At 31.6% G+C, this 18704-nt stretch carries 21 protein-coding genes and 1 other RNA gene; 18 read left to right on the top strand and 4 right to left on the bottom strand.

The window, feature by feature from the left end; genetic code table 11:
* Window positions 1-17: 17 nt before the first annotated feature.
* From Q0050_RS03350 to creD, 8 genes are read left to right on the top strand one after another with little or no spacing between them, the layout of a single operon-like run.
* The gene (locus Q0050_RS03350) at window positions 18-641 is read left to right on the top strand and encodes a hypothetical protein (protein WP_298392593.1); all 624 of its coding nucleotides are present in this window, start codon (window positions 18-20) and stop codon (window positions 639-641) included.
* Window positions 642-644: 3 nt separating this feature from the next.
* Complete coding sequence (locus tag Q0050_RS03355) at window positions 645-1178, top strand: hypothetical protein (protein WP_298392594.1); 534 nt, start codon at window positions 645-647, stop codon at window positions 1176-1178.
* A gap of 9 nt (window positions 1179-1187) precedes the next feature.
* Window positions 1188-1484, top strand: a complete 297-nt coding sequence (locus tag Q0050_RS03360) for a transcriptional regulator (RefSeq protein ID WP_298392595.1) — start codon at window positions 1188-1190, stop codon at window positions 1482-1484.
* Window positions 1485-1537: 53 nt separating this feature from the next.
* Window positions 1538-1903 (top strand): DUF2809 domain-containing protein, encoded by a 366-nt coding sequence (locus Q0050_RS03365; protein WP_298392596.1) that lies wholly within the window; start codon window positions 1538-1540, stop codon window positions 1901-1903.
* Window positions 1900-2667 carry an oxygenase MpaB family protein gene (locus tag Q0050_RS03370; protein ID WP_298392597.1) on the top strand — a complete coding sequence of 256 codons (768 nt, stop codon included), beginning with the start codon at window positions 1900-1902 and terminating at the stop codon, window positions 2665-2667. The genes Q0050_RS03365 and Q0050_RS03370 overlap by 4 nt, the downstream gene beginning before the upstream one ends.
* A gap of 19 nt (window positions 2668-2686) precedes the next feature.
* Complete coding sequence (locus tag Q0050_RS03375) at window positions 2687-3142, top strand: Coq4 family protein (protein WP_298392598.1); 456 nt, start codon at window positions 2687-2689, stop codon at window positions 3140-3142.
* A 1-nt stretch (window position 3143) separates the two neighbouring features.
* Window positions 3144-3452, top strand: coding sequence for a hypothetical protein (locus Q0050_RS03380; protein WP_298392599.1), 309 nt, complete (start codon window positions 3144-3146; stop codon window positions 3450-3452).
* Between the two features lie 41 nt (window positions 3453-3493).
* Window positions 3494-4786, top strand: coding sequence for a cell envelope integrity protein CreD (gene creD, locus Q0050_RS03385; RefSeq protein WP_298392600.1), 1293 nt, complete (start codon window positions 3494-3496; stop codon window positions 4784-4786).
* A gap of 242 nt (window positions 4787-5028) precedes the next feature.
* Here creD and Q0050_RS03390 read toward each other — a convergent pair whose 3' ends face one another.
* From Q0050_RS03390 to Q0050_RS03400, 3 genes are all read right to left on the bottom strand, one after another.
* Window positions 5029-6807 (bottom strand): MFS transporter, encoded by a 1779-nt coding sequence (locus Q0050_RS03390; RefSeq protein WP_298392601.1) that lies wholly within the window; start codon window positions 6805-6807, stop codon window positions 5029-5031.
* A 26-nt stretch (window positions 6808-6833) separates the two neighbouring features.
* A complete protein-coding gene (locus Q0050_RS03395; protein WP_298392602.1) occupies window positions 6834-8933 on the bottom strand; it encodes a glycoside hydrolase family 97 protein in 2100 nt (699 codons plus the stop codon).
* Window positions 8934-9061: 128 nt separating this feature from the next.
* Window positions 9062-10264: an NAD(P)-dependent oxidoreductase gene (locus Q0050_RS03400; RefSeq protein ID WP_298392603.1), complete on the bottom strand. Its 1203-nt coding sequence runs from the start codon at window positions 10262-10264 to the stop codon at window positions 9062-9064.
* Window positions 10265-10429: 165 nt separating this feature from the next.
* Here Q0050_RS03400 and Q0050_RS03405 point away from each other — a divergent pair, with 165 nt between their 5' ends.
* From Q0050_RS03405 to Q0050_RS03415, 3 genes are all read left to right on the top strand, one after another.
* On the top strand, window positions 10430-11671 hold the full coding sequence (locus tag Q0050_RS03405; protein WP_298392604.1) for a serine hydrolase: 1242 nt from the start codon (window positions 10430-10432) through the stop codon (window positions 11669-11671).
* A 66-nt stretch (window positions 11672-11737) separates the two neighbouring features.
* Window positions 11738-12136: a transfer-messenger RNA gene (gene ssrA, locus Q0050_RS03410) on the top strand.
* A gap of 114 nt (window positions 12137-12250) precedes the next feature.
* Window positions 12251-12682 (top strand): hypothetical protein, encoded by a 432-nt coding sequence (locus Q0050_RS03415; protein WP_298392605.1) that lies wholly within the window; start codon window positions 12251-12253, stop codon window positions 12680-12682.
* Here Q0050_RS03415 and Q0050_RS03420 read toward each other — a convergent pair whose 3' ends face one another.
* A complete protein-coding gene (locus tag Q0050_RS03420; protein WP_298392606.1) occupies window positions 12683-13003 on the bottom strand; it encodes a rhodanese-like domain-containing protein in 321 nt (106 codons plus the stop codon). It lies immediately after the preceding gene.
* A gap of 133 nt (window positions 13004-13136) precedes the next feature.
* Here Q0050_RS03420 and Q0050_RS03425 point away from each other — a divergent pair, with 133 nt between their 5' ends.
* The 7 genes from Q0050_RS03425 to Q0050_RS03455 all read left to right on the top strand — a co-directional run bounded on the left by Q0050_RS03425 (window position 13137) and on the right by Q0050_RS03455 (window position 18701).
* Window positions 13137-13595 carry a MarR family transcriptional regulator gene (locus tag Q0050_RS03425; RefSeq protein ID WP_298392607.1) on the top strand — a complete coding sequence of 153 codons (459 nt, stop codon included), beginning with the start codon at window positions 13137-13139 and terminating at the stop codon, window positions 13593-13595.
* An 8-nt stretch (window positions 13596-13603) separates the two neighbouring features.
* Window positions 13604-14236, top strand: a complete 633-nt coding sequence (locus Q0050_RS03430) for an NAD(P)H-dependent oxidoreductase (protein ID WP_298392608.1) — start codon at window positions 13604-13606, stop codon at window positions 14234-14236.
* Between the two features lie 30 nt (window positions 14237-14266).
* A complete protein-coding gene (locus tag Q0050_RS03435; protein WP_298392609.1) occupies window positions 14267-14830 on the top strand; it encodes a YceI family protein in 564 nt (187 codons plus the stop codon).
* Between the two features lie 75 nt (window positions 14831-14905).
* Window positions 14906-15475: an aminodeoxychorismate/anthranilate synthase component II gene (locus Q0050_RS03440; RefSeq protein ID WP_298392610.1), complete on the top strand. Its 570-nt coding sequence runs from the start codon at window positions 14906-14908 to the stop codon at window positions 15473-15475.
* Window positions 15476-15696: 221 nt separating this feature from the next.
* Window positions 15697-16326, top strand: coding sequence for a TetR/AcrR family transcriptional regulator (locus tag Q0050_RS03445; RefSeq protein WP_298392611.1), 630 nt, complete (start codon window positions 15697-15699; stop codon window positions 16324-16326).
* The gene (locus tag Q0050_RS03450; RefSeq protein ID WP_298392612.1) at window positions 16313-17614 is read left to right on the top strand and encodes a TolC family protein; all 1302 of its coding nucleotides are present in this window, start codon (window positions 16313-16315) and stop codon (window positions 17612-17614) included. The genes Q0050_RS03445 and Q0050_RS03450 overlap by 14 nt, the downstream gene beginning before the upstream one ends.
* Window positions 17615-17621: 7 nt before the next feature.
* Window positions 17622-18701: an HlyD family secretion protein gene (locus Q0050_RS03455; protein ID WP_298392613.1), complete on the top strand. Its 1080-nt coding sequence runs from the start codon at window positions 17622-17624 to the stop codon at window positions 18699-18701.
* The last annotated feature ends 3 nt before the right edge of the window (window positions 18702-18704 follow it).

The following is an 18704-nucleotide window of genomic DNA, read 5'->3' on the forward strand; positions in this document are numbered from 1 at the left end:
TTTCAAAGTACTTTAAAATGGAAAACGAAAAATATTTTAACGACATTACTGAAATCAAAAATTTGATGAACAAATCATCACGTTTTATTTCATTGAGTGGTTTATCAGGAATTTTGGCAGGCTTTTATGCGCTAATTGGTTCGTGGTTAGCTTATAAAACTATCTACTTTGACAACACAACAATGGGCGAATATCGTGATTTAATTATAACCGAAGACGCTGTTATTAGATTGTTGGTCATAGCAATAACTGTTTTAGTTCTATCAATTATTACTGGCATAGTACTAAGCATCAACAAAGCAAAAAAAAGTAATGAGAACATATGGAACGCTGCTTCCAAGAGGTTGTTGATCAATTTTATGATTCCTCTTGCAACAGGTGGTTTCTTTATTATTTTTTTGATTGAAAAAAATATGTTTGGATTAATTGCACCACTAAATTTAATCTTCTACGGATTGGCTTGTGTTAATGCCAGTAAGTATACTCTTGGTGATGTACGTTATTTAGGATTGACAATGATTGGTTTAGGCTTATTATCGACTTGGTTTTTAGGATACGGAATTCTGTTTTGGGCGTTAGGTTTTGGTGGTTGCCATATTTTGTATGGAAGTTTGATGTATTTTAAATATGATAGAAATTAAAAAATGATTTTATTTGCTCTAGCATTCCTATTTATCATTTTTTCAGCAATTTCGATAGTATTATGGATTTTGAAATTAATTTTTAAAAAGAAAATATTTAGAACACTTAACATTGGTTTGTGGATTATTTTTATCAGCTTACCATTTTTAATAATGATTCTTGATTTTTTTACTACTAAAATACAAGTAGAAAAAGATGATATCTATGGAAACTATGTAATAAATAGATACAAATGTCCAGGCAAACAATCCGATTGGCAATACAATCATTACCGATTTAAAATAACAAAAGATGATAAAATATTTTTCTACATAACTGATAAAGAAAATATAATAAAAACAATTGAAGGAACTGTTAGCTACAATATAGGCTATACAAGTCCGCATATTAAAATAAATTTTGAAGAACCTATATTTCATATTTTAGAAGAAAATCCAACTTTATACAGAGAAATTTGGACATTCTACTATGTATTTGAATCAAATAAATATGGAAATATGTTCTTTAGTAAAGGCAATTGGCAAGAAATAGATTAAAACAAAAAAATGAAATCCATCATACAAAATATTAATAAAGCCTTTGATCACCGAATTCGTTTGGGGATTATGTCGGTATTGATGGTAAACGAAAGTGCCGATTTCAATATGTTAAAAGAACTTCTTGGGGTTACTGATGGTAACCTCGCCTCTCATACCAAAGCTCTTGAAGCCGACAATTACATCGCCATCGAAAAACAATTCATCGGAAAAAAACCTAATACCAAATACATAGCAACCAAAGAAGGAAAAAAAGCTTTTCAAGATCATATTGATGCGCTTGAAAAACTACTATCAAAAAGTTAGTCCTATTTTTTTATCCATATACTTTGAAATACAAAGTACTTTTAAAAATGAAAATGAAAACAAAATATTTAATCATCAGTTGCAGCATCTTAATAGTAGAAATAATAATTGCATTGTTTGTCAACGACCAATTCATCAGACCAATATTTGGAGATTATCTCGCTTCGATTCTAGTGTTTTATTTACTAGCAACATTTCTGAAAACCGATTTGAACAAAATTGCAATCTTATCCTTATTGATTAGTTATGCGATTGAATTTTTGCAATACATCCATATTCTTGAATTACTTGATTTACATAAAATAAAAATCCTAAACGTCTTACTCGGAAACTCATTTTCATGGACTGATATGCTTGCGTATACTCTTGGAATTATGACTGTCGTATTAATCCATAATTATAAAAAATTACTAAAATGAACCACTTTGTTGACGAAAAATCAATTGTTAGAGAAATTTGGAAAAATACAGATACTGTTTTGCTAATTTTTGCAGGTTCAGCGGCAGAATTTGCCTTAAATAAAGCTGTTGATTGGTTGTACTTTACAGGAAAGATTCCTGCAAATCCACTGGAACGATTAATTTCGACAGTTGAGTTTGCACAAAAAATAGTCTTTTCAGAAGAAGAATTTGCCTTAGCAACTATTGATAAAATAACTCAGATACATCAAGGCGTTGAAAAAAGTCGCGGACAAACCATACCAGATTGGGCTTATCGCGATGTACTTTATATGTTGATTGATTATTCGATTCTTTCTTTTGAATTGTTAGAAAGAAGACTAGAAATCAATGAAAAAGAAGAAATTTTTGATGTGTTTTCTAGATTAGGAATTCGAATGGGCTTGAAAAATTTACCAATCAACTACAACAATTGGATCATTGACAGAACTATTCATCTCGAAAACAATTTACAAAAAGGAACATTCACCATTCATTTATTTGAACAATATCAAAAGCATTTAGGCAATTCTAGATACTTCATTTTACTTGAAATTCAGAAAATATTAGTTCCGAAAATAGTTTTCAAAATGCTATTTGAAACATCATATTTCCCCACAAAAACGCTTCTAATGCTTTATAAAATTAGTAAAATAGTAAAGTTAGATCATCTAGTTAAGTTGATTTTACTTCCAAAAAAACACAAAGAATCTATTAATAACATCGGAAAATACGACACATTATAAACTATCAATTATTGCACTAATGAGAGATTTACTAATTGAAAAAATGTATGAAATCACAAAGAAACCGTACCAAAAGTTCTTCAAAAAAGGCATTCCTTGGAAGGAAACTCCAAGTGATTTAATAAACTACCAACAAGATAGTCTGGGATTTCATTTGGGATGTTTTCTACTAAAATACAACTTCGAAATGCAACCCAAACTAGAAGATCACGATGTAATTCACGTTTTAACAAACACACAAGTTGCGGTAACCGACGAAATAGCAATGCAATATTTTTTGCTAGGAAACGGTAAGAAAAGTGCTTATCTATTTATGGTAATCAGTATTGGAACCATCTTCTATCCTACTCATTTTAAACATTTTGTCTCTACTTATAAACGAGGTAAAAATGCACATCAAATCTATGATTTAGATTTCCATAAAATGCTACACATTTCTGTAAAAACTATTCAAGAAACTTTTAATATTAAATAAAATGACCAAAAAACAATACGAAAATGCGACTGGCATTTTCTCCACTCAGCTAGCCATTGGCTCATTTATCATAGGAACTATTCTATTGATTTTACATTTAATTAATCCAACTGGCGCTTTATTTGGCCTTGGTGCCTACTATCTGATAATAGCTTTTGTACTTAATTTCATAATGCTAGTTCGGCTTACCTACTTCGCCTTCACCCAAAAAAATCATCAAGACTATTATACCATCAAAATACTAATTCTTTTATCCAACATTCCAATTGCTTTTGTGTACTTACGAATCGTTGGTGAAACTTGGAAGTAATTAATTTCAAAATCAATTTCAATATAAAATTCAATAACATTATGGAAAATTATCAAAATCAACCTAGACAAGGTTTCTTTCAATCAACAACTGCCAAAATGATTATGGTAGGTTTGTTAACTCTAATTCTATTAATTCCGCTTGCTTTTGTACAAGATTTAATCAGCGAACGAAGCCAACGTCAAAAAGAAGTTATTACCCAAACCACATCAAAATGGGGCGAAAGTGTCTATTTTTATGGTCCAATTCTAAAAATACCCTATAAAAACCCAATTACAAATCAAGTTGAAAATGCTTTTTTCTTTCCCGAAAAGTTAAGCAATAATTCTGATACCGAAATTAAAGCACCGTTGCAACGCAGTATTTATAAATCAAATGTTTTTACCACCAAAATGCACTTTGAAGGTTTTTATTCTAATCCGAAGTTTTATAAAAATGGAATTCCAACTGAGAATATTTATTGGGATAAGGCCACCATACTTATTAGAACCACCAATCTAAAAAGTGTTAATGATGAAGTCAAAATCAAATTCGGTACAACCAATTATACTTTTGAACCAAAATTTACAGAAGCTAATAATGATTCCATTCAAACACTTGAAACAGGTTACTTTAACTATAAAACCATCAACAATAATCCGTTTCAGCTTGACATCACCTACAACGGAAGCAAACGCATCAGCATTGTTCCAATCGGTAAAGCTACAGCTGTCAAGATGACTTCCAATTGGGCATCACCAAGTTTCAACGGAAGTTTTATTCCAACCGATAAAAAAATTACCAATAAAGGGTTTGATGCTTCTTGGAAAATCTCTCACTTTAACAGACCATTTGCTCAAGAAAACTTTCAATCACTTCCTGAACTCAGCAAATATGCTTTAACAGTTGATTTCATTACTCCAGTTGACGAATACCAACAAAACGAACGTGCCTCTAAATACGGATTTCTAGTAATCGGATTGACTTTTTTAATCTTTTTCCTTATTCAATCCATTAGCAAAATTAGTATCCATATTTTTCAATACGTGATGATTGGAATCGCACTTATTATGTTCTACACCTTATTAATATCCATCACAGAACACAGTTCGTTCAGTTTTGCATATTCCATTGCAGGAACATCAGTCGTAGCATTGATTTCACTTTATTCGATTTCCATCTTAAAAGACAAAAAATTTCCAACCTTTATTGCAATTTCGCTTTCGGTTCTTTACACATTCATTTACGTCATAATCCAACTCGAAGATTACGCACTTTTGGTAGGAAGCATCGGATTATTATTAATACTAGCCTCAGTAATGTATTTCTCAAGAAAAATTGAATGGAATAAATAAGGATTAGGAGCGAACGGTTTGCGAACTCTTGAAAACCTTATTCCTGCTTTTCGTTCCAATCTTTTTTTGTTGCCTTCGAGAGCCTCAGGCAACAAAAAAAAGATTTCCAATGCAATCAGGGCTAAACAGCCAACCATTTGAATAAAAATAAAACTCCGAAAGAAATTTTACTTTCCCTCGGAGTTTTTATATTAACAATCAGTCACAACTGAAAACAGTCAACTGACAACTGAATACAATAATTAATGACTTCCTTCTACTTCAATCGCATCAACATCAATGCTTTGTTTTTTCAAAAGACCTTTCACTAAAACAGCAAATAAAGTCAGATATCCAAAACAAACCACTGCAATGATATATGATTGATGAATTCCAATAATATCAGATAATTTACCTTGAATTGGCGGAATAATTCCTCCACCCAAAATCATCATAATCAAAAACGCTGAACCTTGAGAAGTATATTTTCCTAATCCGATAATAGACAAACTAAAAATAGATGGCCACATAATACTGCAAGCCAAACCTCCAGCAAGGAAAGCATAGATAGCAATAGTTCCTGTAGTAAACAAACCAATTAACATAGCAATCATTCCGAAACTTCCAAAAATCATTAAGGTTCTTGCAGGTTTGTCTTTACTCAAAAAGAAAGCTCCAATTTGAATTAAAACACAAACTACATAATAATAAAGTGGTTTCATATCTTTTCCTGAAAGGATATTCACACCCAAAATAATTCCAAAAGCCACCAACGGAACAATGATTAAAGCCATTGTTTTTTTACTTCCTTGAAGATTAAAAACACTGATTGCTCCAGCCCAACGACCAATCATCAAACTTCCCCAATACATAGAAATATATGGCGCAATATCTGACGATTGCAAACTTCCGAATTCTTTCAATTTTAAAAGTTCTCCAAGATTACTTCCAATCGCTACTTCTACTCCAACGTAGGTAAAAATAGCCAACATTCCCAATACCAATTGAGGATACTGCATTGCACCCCAACCTTCAGAATTCTTTCTTGCTGATGTGTATGAAAATAAAATTCCGCCAAGCACAACTAACAAAGCTCCAGAAAGCCACAACATTCTGTTTTTCTCTAAACCTTGTTTTAATTGCAATGCTTCACTTTCGTTAGCAGTAATTTTATCATTAATTTTTAAAAGTTCAGGCGAATTAGCTACATAGGTTGTTCTTGCTAATTCTTCTTTTGCAACTTCAACTTCTTTTGTTAAAGCTTCTATTTTTATAGCTTCATCACTCTTATAACTTTGAAAAACAGGAGTAAACATAACACCAAGTAAAACAGTCATAATAACCAATGTACGTAGTGCTTTGTTCGCTTTTTCCATTGGTTCGTTTGCAATGCCACTTGGCACTTTTTTAGAAAAGTAAAACAAAGCTGCAGATGCAATAAACAACAATCCAACACCCATATATAAAATTACAACTTTACTTAATTCTAAAGCTTTTATTTGCTCATCTGAAATAGATTTTGCAGTTCCAAACAAAGCCAAAGCCACCACAATTGGACCAATAGTTGTTCCGAATGAGTTGATTCCGCCTCCAAGATTTACTCGACTTGCACCAGTTTTTGGGTCACCTAGTAATATCGCAAACGGATTAGCAGCAGTTTGTTGCAATGAAAAACCTAAGGCTACAATAAATAATCCAACCAACATTCCGGCATAAATACTAGCTTCAACAGCAATAATCATTGCTCCAGCTCCAAGTGCCGAAAATAATAATCCGTACACGATACTTTTCTTGTAACCCCATTTTCCAACGATATCTTTTCCTGACATATCGCCTAAAGCAAACAATAATAATGCGCCAACGTAATAAGCGGTGTAAAAAGCAAAATCAACCAATTGCGATTGAAATTGATCTAAAGAAAAATAACTTTTACAAAACGGAATAAAAATACTGTTTCCGGCAGCAATAAATCCCCAGAAAAAAAACACTGTAATCAGCGTGTATAAAGCAGGATAGTTTGTTTTAATTTGTTCTGAACTCATAAATTTTAGTTTGTTTGGTTTGGTTTTTAGTTTATTGGTTTGAAACTTATAGCAGTTCCGCCACCGTTAGCCAAATTTAATTTAATTTTTGACTTAGAAGTAACTTCGATGGTTTTTATAGCATAAGATTTTGGATTATTTTTCCAATCTGCATCAGTACCATCTTGATAAATAATAGCTTGGTACTTTTTATTTGGCGTTAAGAAATCTAATTTAATTTCTGTTTTACGAGCATTTTCATCGGTAATTGCTCCTAAAAACCAACGTTCTCCATTTTTTTCTTTTCTAACCACAGTCAAATAATCTCCTGGTTCAGCTTCAATATATTTAGAATCTTGCCAATCAACAGCAACATCTTTTATAAACTGAAAAGCATCGGCATATCTTTCATAATTTTCAGGCAAATCGGCTGCCATTTGTAATGGTGAATACATCGTTACATAAAGTGCTAATTGTTTTGCCAAAGTAGTATGAACTTGTTCGGTTTTGGTTTTATCGTAATAACTCATTTTGATTTCAAAAATTCCCGGAGTATAATCCATTGGTCCTCCTAATAATCTTGTGAATGGCAAAATGGTTTCGTGCATTGGCGGATTTCCGACAGACCAAGCGTTAAACTCATTTCCGCGAGCTGCTTCGGCTGCAATATAATTAGGATACGTTCTTGAATATCCAGTTGGACGAGAACTTTCGTGCGAATTGACCATTAATTTATAATCGGCAAATCTTCTAGCAACGAAATTAAAATGATTTACCATTGTTTGACCATCGTGAAACTCACCACGAGGAATGATTCTTCCCACATAACCTGATTTAGCAGCAGGATAACCATAGTCTTTCATCAGATTTAATGCTCTATCCAAATGTCTTTCGTAATTAGCCACAGAACCTGAAGTTTCGTGATGCATTATCATTTTTATTCCTTTCGATTTAGCATAATCATTCACTTCTTTCAAATTGTAATCTGGATAAGGAGTCACGAAATCAAAAACATTTTCTTTCCAGTTACCAAACCAATCTTCCCAGCCTACATTCCAACCTTCTACCAAAACGCCATCAAAGCCATTTTTAGCAGCAAAATCAATATATCTTTTAGTATTTTCAGTAGTTGCACCGTGTTTTCCTGATGGTTTTAAACTTCCATCTGCAGCATTTTGAGCATTTTGACTTCCTGCGTAATCCCAAGTTGATTTTCCGACGTGCATTTCCCACCAAACGCCAACATATTTCATTGGTTTTATCCACGAAGTATCTTCAATTTTTGATGGTTCGTTTAAGTTTAAAATCATTTTTGAACTTACAATTTCACGAGCATCATCACTAATCATAACTGTTCGCCAAGGCGAAACACAAGGCGCTTGAAGATAAGCTTTATCTCCAATTGCATTTGGCACTAAATTAGAAGTTAATCCAAAGTTTTTAGTGTCAACATCCAAATGCATAATTGGATAATTTACAACAGCTGCTTCAAAAACATTGATGTAAATTCCGTCAGCCGATTTCATCATTAAAGGCGATTGCACTCTAAAAGAACTTGCGATGGTCTTTACACCTATTCCGTTATTCAAATCTAATTTAGAATTATCGATTTCAGATAATTTTGTTTCATTGTAAGCATATTCTTGACTGTCATAATCTCCTGGAATCCAAAATGCTTTGTGGTTTCCTGCCAGATTAAACTGCGATTTTTCATCGGAAATTATAAAATAATTCAGGTTTTTTTGTTTTGGAAATTCGTAGCGAAAAGCAACACCTTCATCAAAAACTCTAAAAATGATATTGACTCTTCTATCAGTTGATGGTTGCGAAAGTGCGACAATCATTTCGTTGTAGCTATTTTTAATATTGGATTGTTCGCCCAAAACTGGCTGCCAAGTTTCGTTGACACTTTTTTGATCAATATTATCAATTCGGAAATTGGCTTCTAAACTTTTTGATTCTTTTATTGCAATTCCAAGTGTGCTTTCCTTTACAATAGGTTTAGTTTTGTAACTTACAGAATAAGTTGGTTTACCATCAGATGACAATTTAAAACTTAACGCAATAGTTTTAGATGGTGAGGAAACATTCTGAGCTTCAATTGATAAAATTGAAATCAAGAACACCAATACATGTAATTTTCTCATTTTTGACTATATTTTTTTATAAAAATACATTTTATCCTAAAAATAAATCGATTTCGTAATAATTAGTTATTAACGAAATCGATTTCTTATAATTTAGTTTTGAATCTTAAAACAATAAAATTTAGGTTTTATTTTCCATCTACATAATCTTGTAAATATTGGAAACGCTCTGTTAGTTTACCATTTTCAGTCATTTTAGCTCGTTGCAAAATTCCGTCTTTATCACCATTGAAAAAAGCTGGAATAACGTGTTCCATAAACATTTCGCCAAAACCTTCACTTGCATCTTTCGGCAATTCACAAGGTAAATTATCAACCGACATTACCATAATTGAACCTGGATGTGTGTGCGAAACTTCTTTGTCTTCACTTGGTAAATAGCCAAAAAATGGTTCTGCAATGGTAGATGCTTTTATAGTACAAGCAATAGGTCCATCAACATCACACGAAATATCGGCAACAACTTGAATCTTGTTCTTTGGAGCGTTTAGCATTTCTCTTGTTAAGATATCGGGCGCACCATTTCCGTGAAAATGACCTGCCATATAAATATCTGCAACTTGTGAAAAACGTTCAAAATCAGAAACATACTCTTGAGGATTCTTATAAAAATCTTGATTATCTAAAACTTTTCCATCAATTCTTTTGTTGTAATCTAAAACGTCAATTTGAGTATAAACGGGTTGCGTATAAACTTTGTTTAAAAAATCATCTGCTGAAACTTGCTTAATTTTCATTCCATCAAGCATTTCTTTCGCTCCCATTCCCACTTTTCCGTGACCTGTTAAAACAATTTTAATGTTCGGAAGTACTGGTCTGCGTAGTCGTTCGATTAATTCTTCTTTACTTTTTAAAGTTTCAGCTTTTACTAAATTGAATAAATCATATTTAATTCCGAAAGCTCTAAATCCGTTGTAAGCACCAACAATTCCGGCATATCGTCCAAAACCAATTAAACGACGGTTTTTTGCATCTACAATAGTTTCGTGGTCAAACAGTTCAATGTTTTTCTCTATAATAGCTTGAAGTAACTTTCTATTATAAGGCTGAAATTTAATAGTATGCGAAAAGAAAAAGTACTTTTTATTAGGAATCAAGGCATCAACTGGAACTTCCTTTACACCAAATAAAACATCGCAATCGCTCATATCTGTAGCGACTTCTAATCCTAAACTACTATATTCTTCATCTGAAAAAACTCTAATATCAGAACTTTCAACTTTGATTTGCGCTTCAGTATGTTCAGCTTTTAATCTAACTAATTCTTCTGGAGTAAAAACAACTCTTCTATCAGGTGGATTTTTTCTTTCTTTTATAATTCCGAACTTCATTTTTAATCATTTTTTTGAGTTTCCAAAAGTAGTTGTAACGAAAACGTTTTCAAAACTTTTTATCAAAAATAAATACTTGTAATTCCTATTGAATTTCAAATAATTACCTAAAATTGTTGATAATTTTATAAATATTATAGTAGCACAAAAAATTTGATTCCTATTATGTTTATTATATTTGTTTTTCAACGATACCAAGAAATGACCAAGAATAGATTACTTTATATACTACTTTCTGTTACCTTACTATTAAGCACTAGTTGTGAAAATTCAGGAAAAATTAAAAACCCATTCAAGAAGAAAAAATCAGATTTAGAATATGCAATGCTTCCTCCAGAAGATTCGTTGCCAAGACTTTCTGATGCTTACAAAAATCAAAAAAAGAGAGAAATAGAGAACTTTTTCTCAAATAATTTCGGTAAAGATTTTGAAAATATGAGTTTTCTAGTGGCAAAAAACGGACAAATTATTTATGAGAAATATGATGGATTTGCCGATAAAGAAAATAATATTTTAAACTCGCCTGAAACCCCATTGCACATTGCTTCGGTAACAAAAGTACTGACGGCATCAGCCATTTTGAAACTAATTGATGCTAAAAAAATTAGTTTAGATCAAAAGTTAACTACGCTTTTTGACAAATTTCCTTATCCAGATGTTACCATCAAAAGTTTGTTAAATCATAGAAGTGGAATGAAAAAGTACAACTATTTTTGTGATGATAAAGCCAATTGGGGTAGAACAAAAACATTAACTAATAAGGATTTGTTGAACGTAATAATTACAAAAAACATCACATTAGAAACAAAGACTGATACTCATTTTAGCTACAACAACACCAATTATGCATTACTAGCTTTAATAATTGAAAAGGTAACAGGAATGAAATACAGCCAAGCCATGAAGAAGATTATTTTCGAACCCTTGGAGATGAAAAACACCTTTGTATTTGATGAAACTACTCCCAAAGAAAAAGGAACACCTTCTTACAAATACAACTATGTTAAATATCCATTTGATTTTCTTGATGCGGTTTATGGAGATAAAAATATTTATTCTACTCCAAGAGATTTATTAAAATTTGATTTGGCTAGAAATGCTCCAGGTTTTTTGAGTAAAAAACTATTAGACCAAGTTTACAAAGGATATAGCTATGAAAGTAAAGGTTCTAAAAATTATGGTTTAGGCATACGCTTGCGAGAATGGGAAACAGGTCAGAAGCTATTTTATCACAATGGTTGGTGGCACGGAAACACTGCAAGTTATATTACACTAAAAAAAGAAAATGCAGTAATTATCGCTTTGTCTAACAAATTTACGCGTAAAACCTTTCAAATGAAACGATTATCAGCTTTGTTTGGCGATTATCCTTTTACCTTGAAAGATACCGTTGCTAAAGACGAATAAAGTGTTTGTTTATTGAAAATTTCAGCAGTACCTTTGCAGTCTTCTTTTGCAAGAAAAAAACAATTTGGGGTCGACTGGTTTTGACAGCAAGTGGAATTGAATTGTAAGCACGTCGAGCATTGTATGTTTTGCTCGTAAATCCAAATGTACAAAAACATAAACGGCGAAGGAAACTACGCTCTTGCTGCATAATCTGAATCATAGTAAGATTAGCCACGCTCCTACAAGGTAGGAAAGCAGGATTCACCTCGAAAGCTTTGGTTTGTGGCGGTCGATAAAGGTGAATCGTAAATACGAACCTAAGAACAGTGTAGCTTTGGAGCTGTTACGAAAATTTAAAAAGATAAGTATTTTGTGGCTGTTTCTGGCCAAGCAGAATAACGAAAATTTAATCAGGAAATAAACGTGTAGAAAGCTCTTTGATTGCTTGTTTGGACCCGAGTTCGATTCTCGGCGACTCCACAAATAAAAAAAGGATGATTCATTACTATGAGTTATCCTTTTTTTTTGTAGAAAACTTTCTACCAAAATAAAACCAAAATTATATGCAATTTCGTAGATGTAAAAAACTAGTTAATTATGACAACTTTTCAAACCGATAGCGAGATTGTACTTTTTAGTAAAAAATTTGGATTGATTACCGAAAAACAAATCATTTTAACCAATGGAACGTCTCAAAACAAAGTTAATTTTGACTCTATAAATAGAATAAATCTTATCAAAAAAAGAGTATTCTATATCAATACAATTTTATTAGTAGCAAGTTTGATACTATATACCTATATTTATTTTTCAATAAAATACCATCCAAAAGAATTTCTGATCGGTCTTGCACTTCTTGGCACACTAATGTTGGTTTACTCTCTTATTTATAAATTTTATAATTATAAATTGATAATTAAAGAAAAAGACAATTCAATTATAGAAGTGAAAACATCGCAATTGCACAGAAAATGTATCAAGGAATTTTATAATGCGATAATTAAAAAGATTCCAAAAAACAAAAAATAGTTATAAAGTATCAGGAATACTAACTTCTCCTTGCCAATTCATAAAGCCACCTTCTAAATTATAGGTATTTTCAAAACCAATTTGATTCATAATACTGCAAGCTTGTGCGCTTCTGCTTCCGGCTTTGCAATAAACATAGTAATTTTTGGTTTTATCTAATTCCTCTAGTCTGTAAATAAATCCTTGACCTTTGAAAATGTCATTAATTAGTGCTCCAGGAATAATTCCTTCACTACACTCGTCCTCAGTTCTTACGTCTAAAATTACAGCATTACTATCCGCTTCTAGCTGTGATGTCCAATCTTGTTGAGATAAATTCATTTTAATTTTTTTCCAAATTTATTAATTTCATTTTAAACAATGCTAAAAGTATTAACAAAAATATAACAGTACATTTGTATATACAAATAAATATTGCACTACATTTGTACCTACAAATTTTGTAATTGTAACTATGAAAATTGAAGAAATAATAAAATCAAATGTAACATTGGATGACACTAAAAAAGTTATCCTTAATATTATGTATACACAAATTGTTATTTCAGAAAAATTCAATGAATTAATGAAACCATATGATTTATCTAGTGAACAATACAATGTATTAAGAATCTTGAGAGGTCAAAAAGGAAAACCTGCCAATATGAGTCTTATTCAAGAAAGAATGATTGCAAAAAACAGCAACACTACCCGATTGATTGATAAGTTATTGGTAAAAGAGTTGGTCACCAGAGAAGTTTGTCCGAATAACAGACGAAAAATGGAAATTTTGATCACCGCTAAAGGTTTAGCATTATTAACCGAATTAGATCCGAAAGTTATTGATTATGAAAATCTTTTGGCCAACAATTTATCGGAAAATGAATTACAAAATTTGAATGAATTATTAGAGAAATATAGAAATTTTAATTAAAAAAAACTATGAGTCAATTTATCCAAAACGCTAATTGGCGTTATGCAACCAAAAAATTCGATGCTACAAAAAAAGTATCTGCTGAAGATTTAGCTACACTTCAAGAAGCTATTAAACTTACTGCATCGTCTTACGGATTACAACCTTACAAAGTTATAATTGTTGAAAACTCTGACTTGAGAGCACAATTACAACCAGTATCTTGGGGTCAATCTCAAATTGTTGATGCTTCTTACTTATTTGTTTTTGCAAATAATGTAAACTTTGGTGAAGCTGATATCGACAATTATTTCGCAAATGTTGTTGCAACAAGAAATCTTGCAATGGAAGATCTTCAAGGTTATGCTGATTTTATGAAATCTAAAGTATTAACTTTACCTGAACACACTAAAAACTCTTGGACAGCTAAACAAACTTATTTAGCACTTGGAAATCTTTTAAATGCGGCAGCAGATCTAAAAATTGATGTCACTCCAATTGAAGGATTCGAACCAGAAAAATACAATGAAATTTTAGGTTTAGACAAACTAGGATTAAATGCAACTGTGGTAGCTGCTATTGGTTACAGACACGAAGAAGATGCAACACAACACTATCCTAAAGTACGTAAATCAAACGAAGACTTATTCGTAACTTTATAATTAATAATCAATAACTCAAATTTAAAAAAAATGAAAAATTTAAAAACAATTGCACTAGCATTATTTGTAGCGGTTTCAACAATTGCTACAGCACAAACTAAAAAAGTTGATGTATCTAAAAGTAAAATCAACTGGGTTGGTAAAAAAGTAACTGGTGAGCACAGTGGTACGGTAAACATCCAAAGCGGAAACTTAATTTTTAAAGGTAAAAAATTAACTGGAGGAAACTTTGTTGTAGACATGACTTCATTAACTGCTACAGATATCAAAGGAGAATATGCTGCAAAATTAGATGGTCACTTAAAAGCTGACGATTTCTTTGGAACTGACAAATACCCAACTTCAAAATTGGTTTTCAAAAAAATTGCTGATAAAGGAAATGGTGTTTACACTGTAACTGCAGATTTAACAATTAAAGATGTAACTGCTCCAGTAAAATTTGACATTACTGTTAAAGGTAACACTGCAACAACTGCATTTAAAGTTGACAGAACTAAATTCGGAATCAAATATGGTTCTGGTAGTTTCTTTGACAACTTAGGTGATAAAACTATCAACGACGAATTTGAATTATCTGTTTCTTTACAGTTCTAATTAAAAGGGAAAAATTGCTATAATTACCAAAACCTCAAGGAGAAATCTTTGAGGTTTTTTTTGTTTATTTGTCAAATGAAAGAAGTACTAATAATTGATAATTATGATAGCTTTACTTATAATTTAGTTCACTACTTAGAAGAATTAAATTGCAAAGTTATTGTTTTAAGAAACGATGAATTTGAATTAGATGAGATTGAAAAATATCAAAATATAATACTTTCTCCTGGTCCAGGAACTCCATCAGAATCAGGATTGTTGATGGATGTCATCAAAAGATATGCTTCAACTAAAAAAATACTTGGAATTTGTCTTGGTCTACAAGCAATCGGTGAAGTATTTGGCGGTTCACTTCTCAACTTAAATTCCGTTTTTCACGGAGTTTCTTCTACAGTATCAATATCGGTTGACGATGATACACTTTTCGATTCACTTCCCAAAACTTTTACCGTGGGTAGATACCATTCATGGGTTATTAATCCCGATGATTTTCCAGACGATCTAGAAGTTACTTCACTTTCGGAAGATGGTGAAATTATGTCTATTCGACACAAAATTTTTGATGTTAAAGGAGTACAATTTCATCCAGAAAGCATTCTTACACCACACGGAAAAACTATTTTATCGAATTGGATTAAAGACTAAATAGGTTGTATTCTATTTTTTCTTTAGCAGCATTCTGTTTTTTTACTTAAGTAAACTAACACTTTATATAATCTACTTTATATATCTGAATTTTATTTACTTAAACTAGTAGTATAGATATTATCTATGATTGTTTTTCAGTTAACTTTCTGTTAAATCTATATTAAACAAACGTTTAATTTAAACAATTGTTTAATTTTGTACTCGATTTAAAAAACTAGATGAAAATGGATTTTAATGACAAGCAAATAGAAATACTACAAGTAGCCGAAAAGCTTTTTGCAGAGAAAGGATTTGACGGCACTTCGGTGAGAGAAATTGCCAAAATAGCCAATGTAAATATTGCAATGATTTCATACTATTTTGGTTCAAAAGAAAAACTTCTAGAATCAATTGTGCTTCACAGAATTGGTAGTATGGGTTTGAAATTAGAAAACGTGCTTCAAGAAGACATCGCTCCTATTCAGAAAATTGATGAAATAATTAAGTACTATATTCTTCAAGTAAACGAGAACAAACACATCCATCAGATTGTACAAAACGAAATTACCAATAACAAAAGAGGTATCAACTTTGACTCTTTTACAGCCTTAAAAAAGAACAATCTAAAGTTAGTGGAAAGCATTGTTAAAGAAGGTCAAGAACAAGGAGTGTTTAAAAACAATATTAACGTTGCACTTTTCTCTCCAATGATTATTGGCTCATTGATTTATTTTAATATGAATAAAACACTTTACAGCGATTTATTTGGATTAAAATCAGAATCCGATTTTGACAATTACATTAAAAATGAATTTACACATCACATTCAAAAAACTATAAAAGCCCTACTTACCAATGAAGACAATTAAATACCTACCAATAGCTTTTCTACTTTTTGGAATAACGTTTAGTTATGCTCAAGAAAGGAAAAAAATGTCTCTTAAAGAAGCCATTGAACTTGTTATCACTAACAGTAATCAAGCCGTTCTAGCAAAAAACAAAGTTGAAACATCAAAACTGGAATTGGAAACAATGAAAAACAACCAATATCCAAGTGCTAAAATTTCAGGTCAATACATGCGTTTAACTAATGCTAATGTAGACTCTAATTTAGGCGGTTCTGGTTTGGAAGTAAGTCAATTAATGATAGGACAAGCCAATGTTTCTATGCCAATTTTTAGTGGCTTTAAACTCAAAAACAGCATTGCAGCTTCAGAAAGTTTGTATAAAGCACAAACATTTTCAGCTTCACACACTAAAGAGGAATTAGCTCAAGAAGTAGTTGAACTGTTTGCTACACTTTATAAATCACAAGAAATGGTGAAACTTTTCCAAGAAAATCTTAAAAGTGCACAACAAAGAACCAAAGATTTTACTGCAATGGTCGATAACGGATTAATGGCCAGAAATGATTTATTAAAGGCGCAATTACAAGAATCCAACATTCAACTTATGTTAGACAATAGTATTAAAAATGTCTCTGTTGTTAATTATGAATTGGTAACTTTATTACATTTATCTGAAAATACTATTATTGATATCGATATTGATACGGTAAAAAATGATATGGCTAAAAGTCAATTGACCACTGCAAATGGTCAACGTAACGACTTAGAAGCATTAACACTACAAGAAAAAGCCTCTGAAGCTGGAATTAAAATTGCTAAATCAGGCTATTTTCCTTCGCTTTCACTTTCAGGCGGTTATATTGCATTTGACTTAGAAAACGCGATTTCAGTTACCAACGCAATGAATTTTGGTGTTGGTGTGAGTTATGATATTGCTTCAATTTTTAAAAACGCTAAAGAAGTAAAATTAGCTAAAAGCAAAGCAGAGCAAACCAAAACTGCTATTGCCATTTTAAACGATAAGATCAAAGAAGAGACGCATTTGGCTCAAGAAAATTATAATCTTTCCTTAAAGCAAAACAAAGTTTATACGCTAGCCGTTGAACAATCAGACGAAAATTTCAGAATAGTAAAAGACAAATACGACAATAGTTTATCTACAACAAACGATTTGTTAGAAGCCGATGTTCAACAATTGCAAAGCAAAATCAACTTAGCCTTGTCGCAAGCCGACATAGCCTTAAAATACTACCAATTGCAATTTGCAGCTGGAAAATTAATTAACTCATTCAACTTATCTACTAAATAATAGCACTATGGAAAAGACTCAAACCAATAAAAAATTCATCCTGATTTTTGCCACCTTATTAATTGTTGGTGGTAGTTATGGAATTTACAAATACATGCATTCATTGTCTCACGAATCTACTGATGACGCACAAATAGAGAAAAATATGAATCCAATCATACCACGAGTGGCTGGATATGTTACTAAAGTCTATGTCAAAGACAATGATTTTGTAAAAAAAGGAGACACACTTTTTACAATTGACAACCGTGATTATTTAGTAAAAATTGAAGAAGCCAAAGCAGCATTAATTTCAGCTGAAGGAAGTTATGAAGCGTCAAAAGCTGATATTGGAACCGCTCAAGCAAATGTCGCAGTATCCAATTCCAATATTCAATCGGCTGGAGGAACTATTGAAACTGCAAAAATCAGATTGAATAGAGCTTCTAATGACTTTGACAGATATGCTAATTTATACAAAAACCATTCGATTACTAAACAACAATTTGAACAAGCCGAAGCCGCAAAACTGGAAGCTCAAAGCCAATTGAGAATTCTACAAGAACAACAAAAAGCGAGTGCGTTTCAAAAAAATGTAGCTGCAGCAAGAACAAATGTTTCAAGTAAACAAGCCGATGTTGCTGCTGCTAATATCAAAAGAGCACAAGCCGTTTTAGAAGCAGCGAAATTGAATTTAGACTACACTGTTGTTACAGCAGCAATCGATGGTCAAGTTTCTAAAATTTCGATACAACCTGGACAATTTTTACAACCTGGACAATCTTTGTTTTATATCATCAACAATCAAGAAGCTTGGGTTACAGCCAATTTTAAAGAAACACAATTAAACAAAATGATTGTAGGTCAGAAAGTAATAATAAAAGTAGACGCCTATCCTGATACTGATTTCAAAGGAACAGTTGCAAGTTTTTCTCCTGCTACTGGTGCACGATTTTCTATTTTGCCACCAGACAATGCTACCGGAAATTTTGTAAAAACTATACAACGTTTGCCTGTCAAAATTTCAATTGATGCTGAAAATGATGCTGAAAAAATAAAATTATTACGACCAGGAATGAATGTAGATGTTGATGTTTTATTAAATTAATTT

Source organism: Flavobacterium sp., assembly GCF_027483985.1.
Taxonomy (GTDB): Bacteria; Bacteroidota; Bacteroidia; order Flavobacteriales; family Flavobacteriaceae; genus Flavobacterium.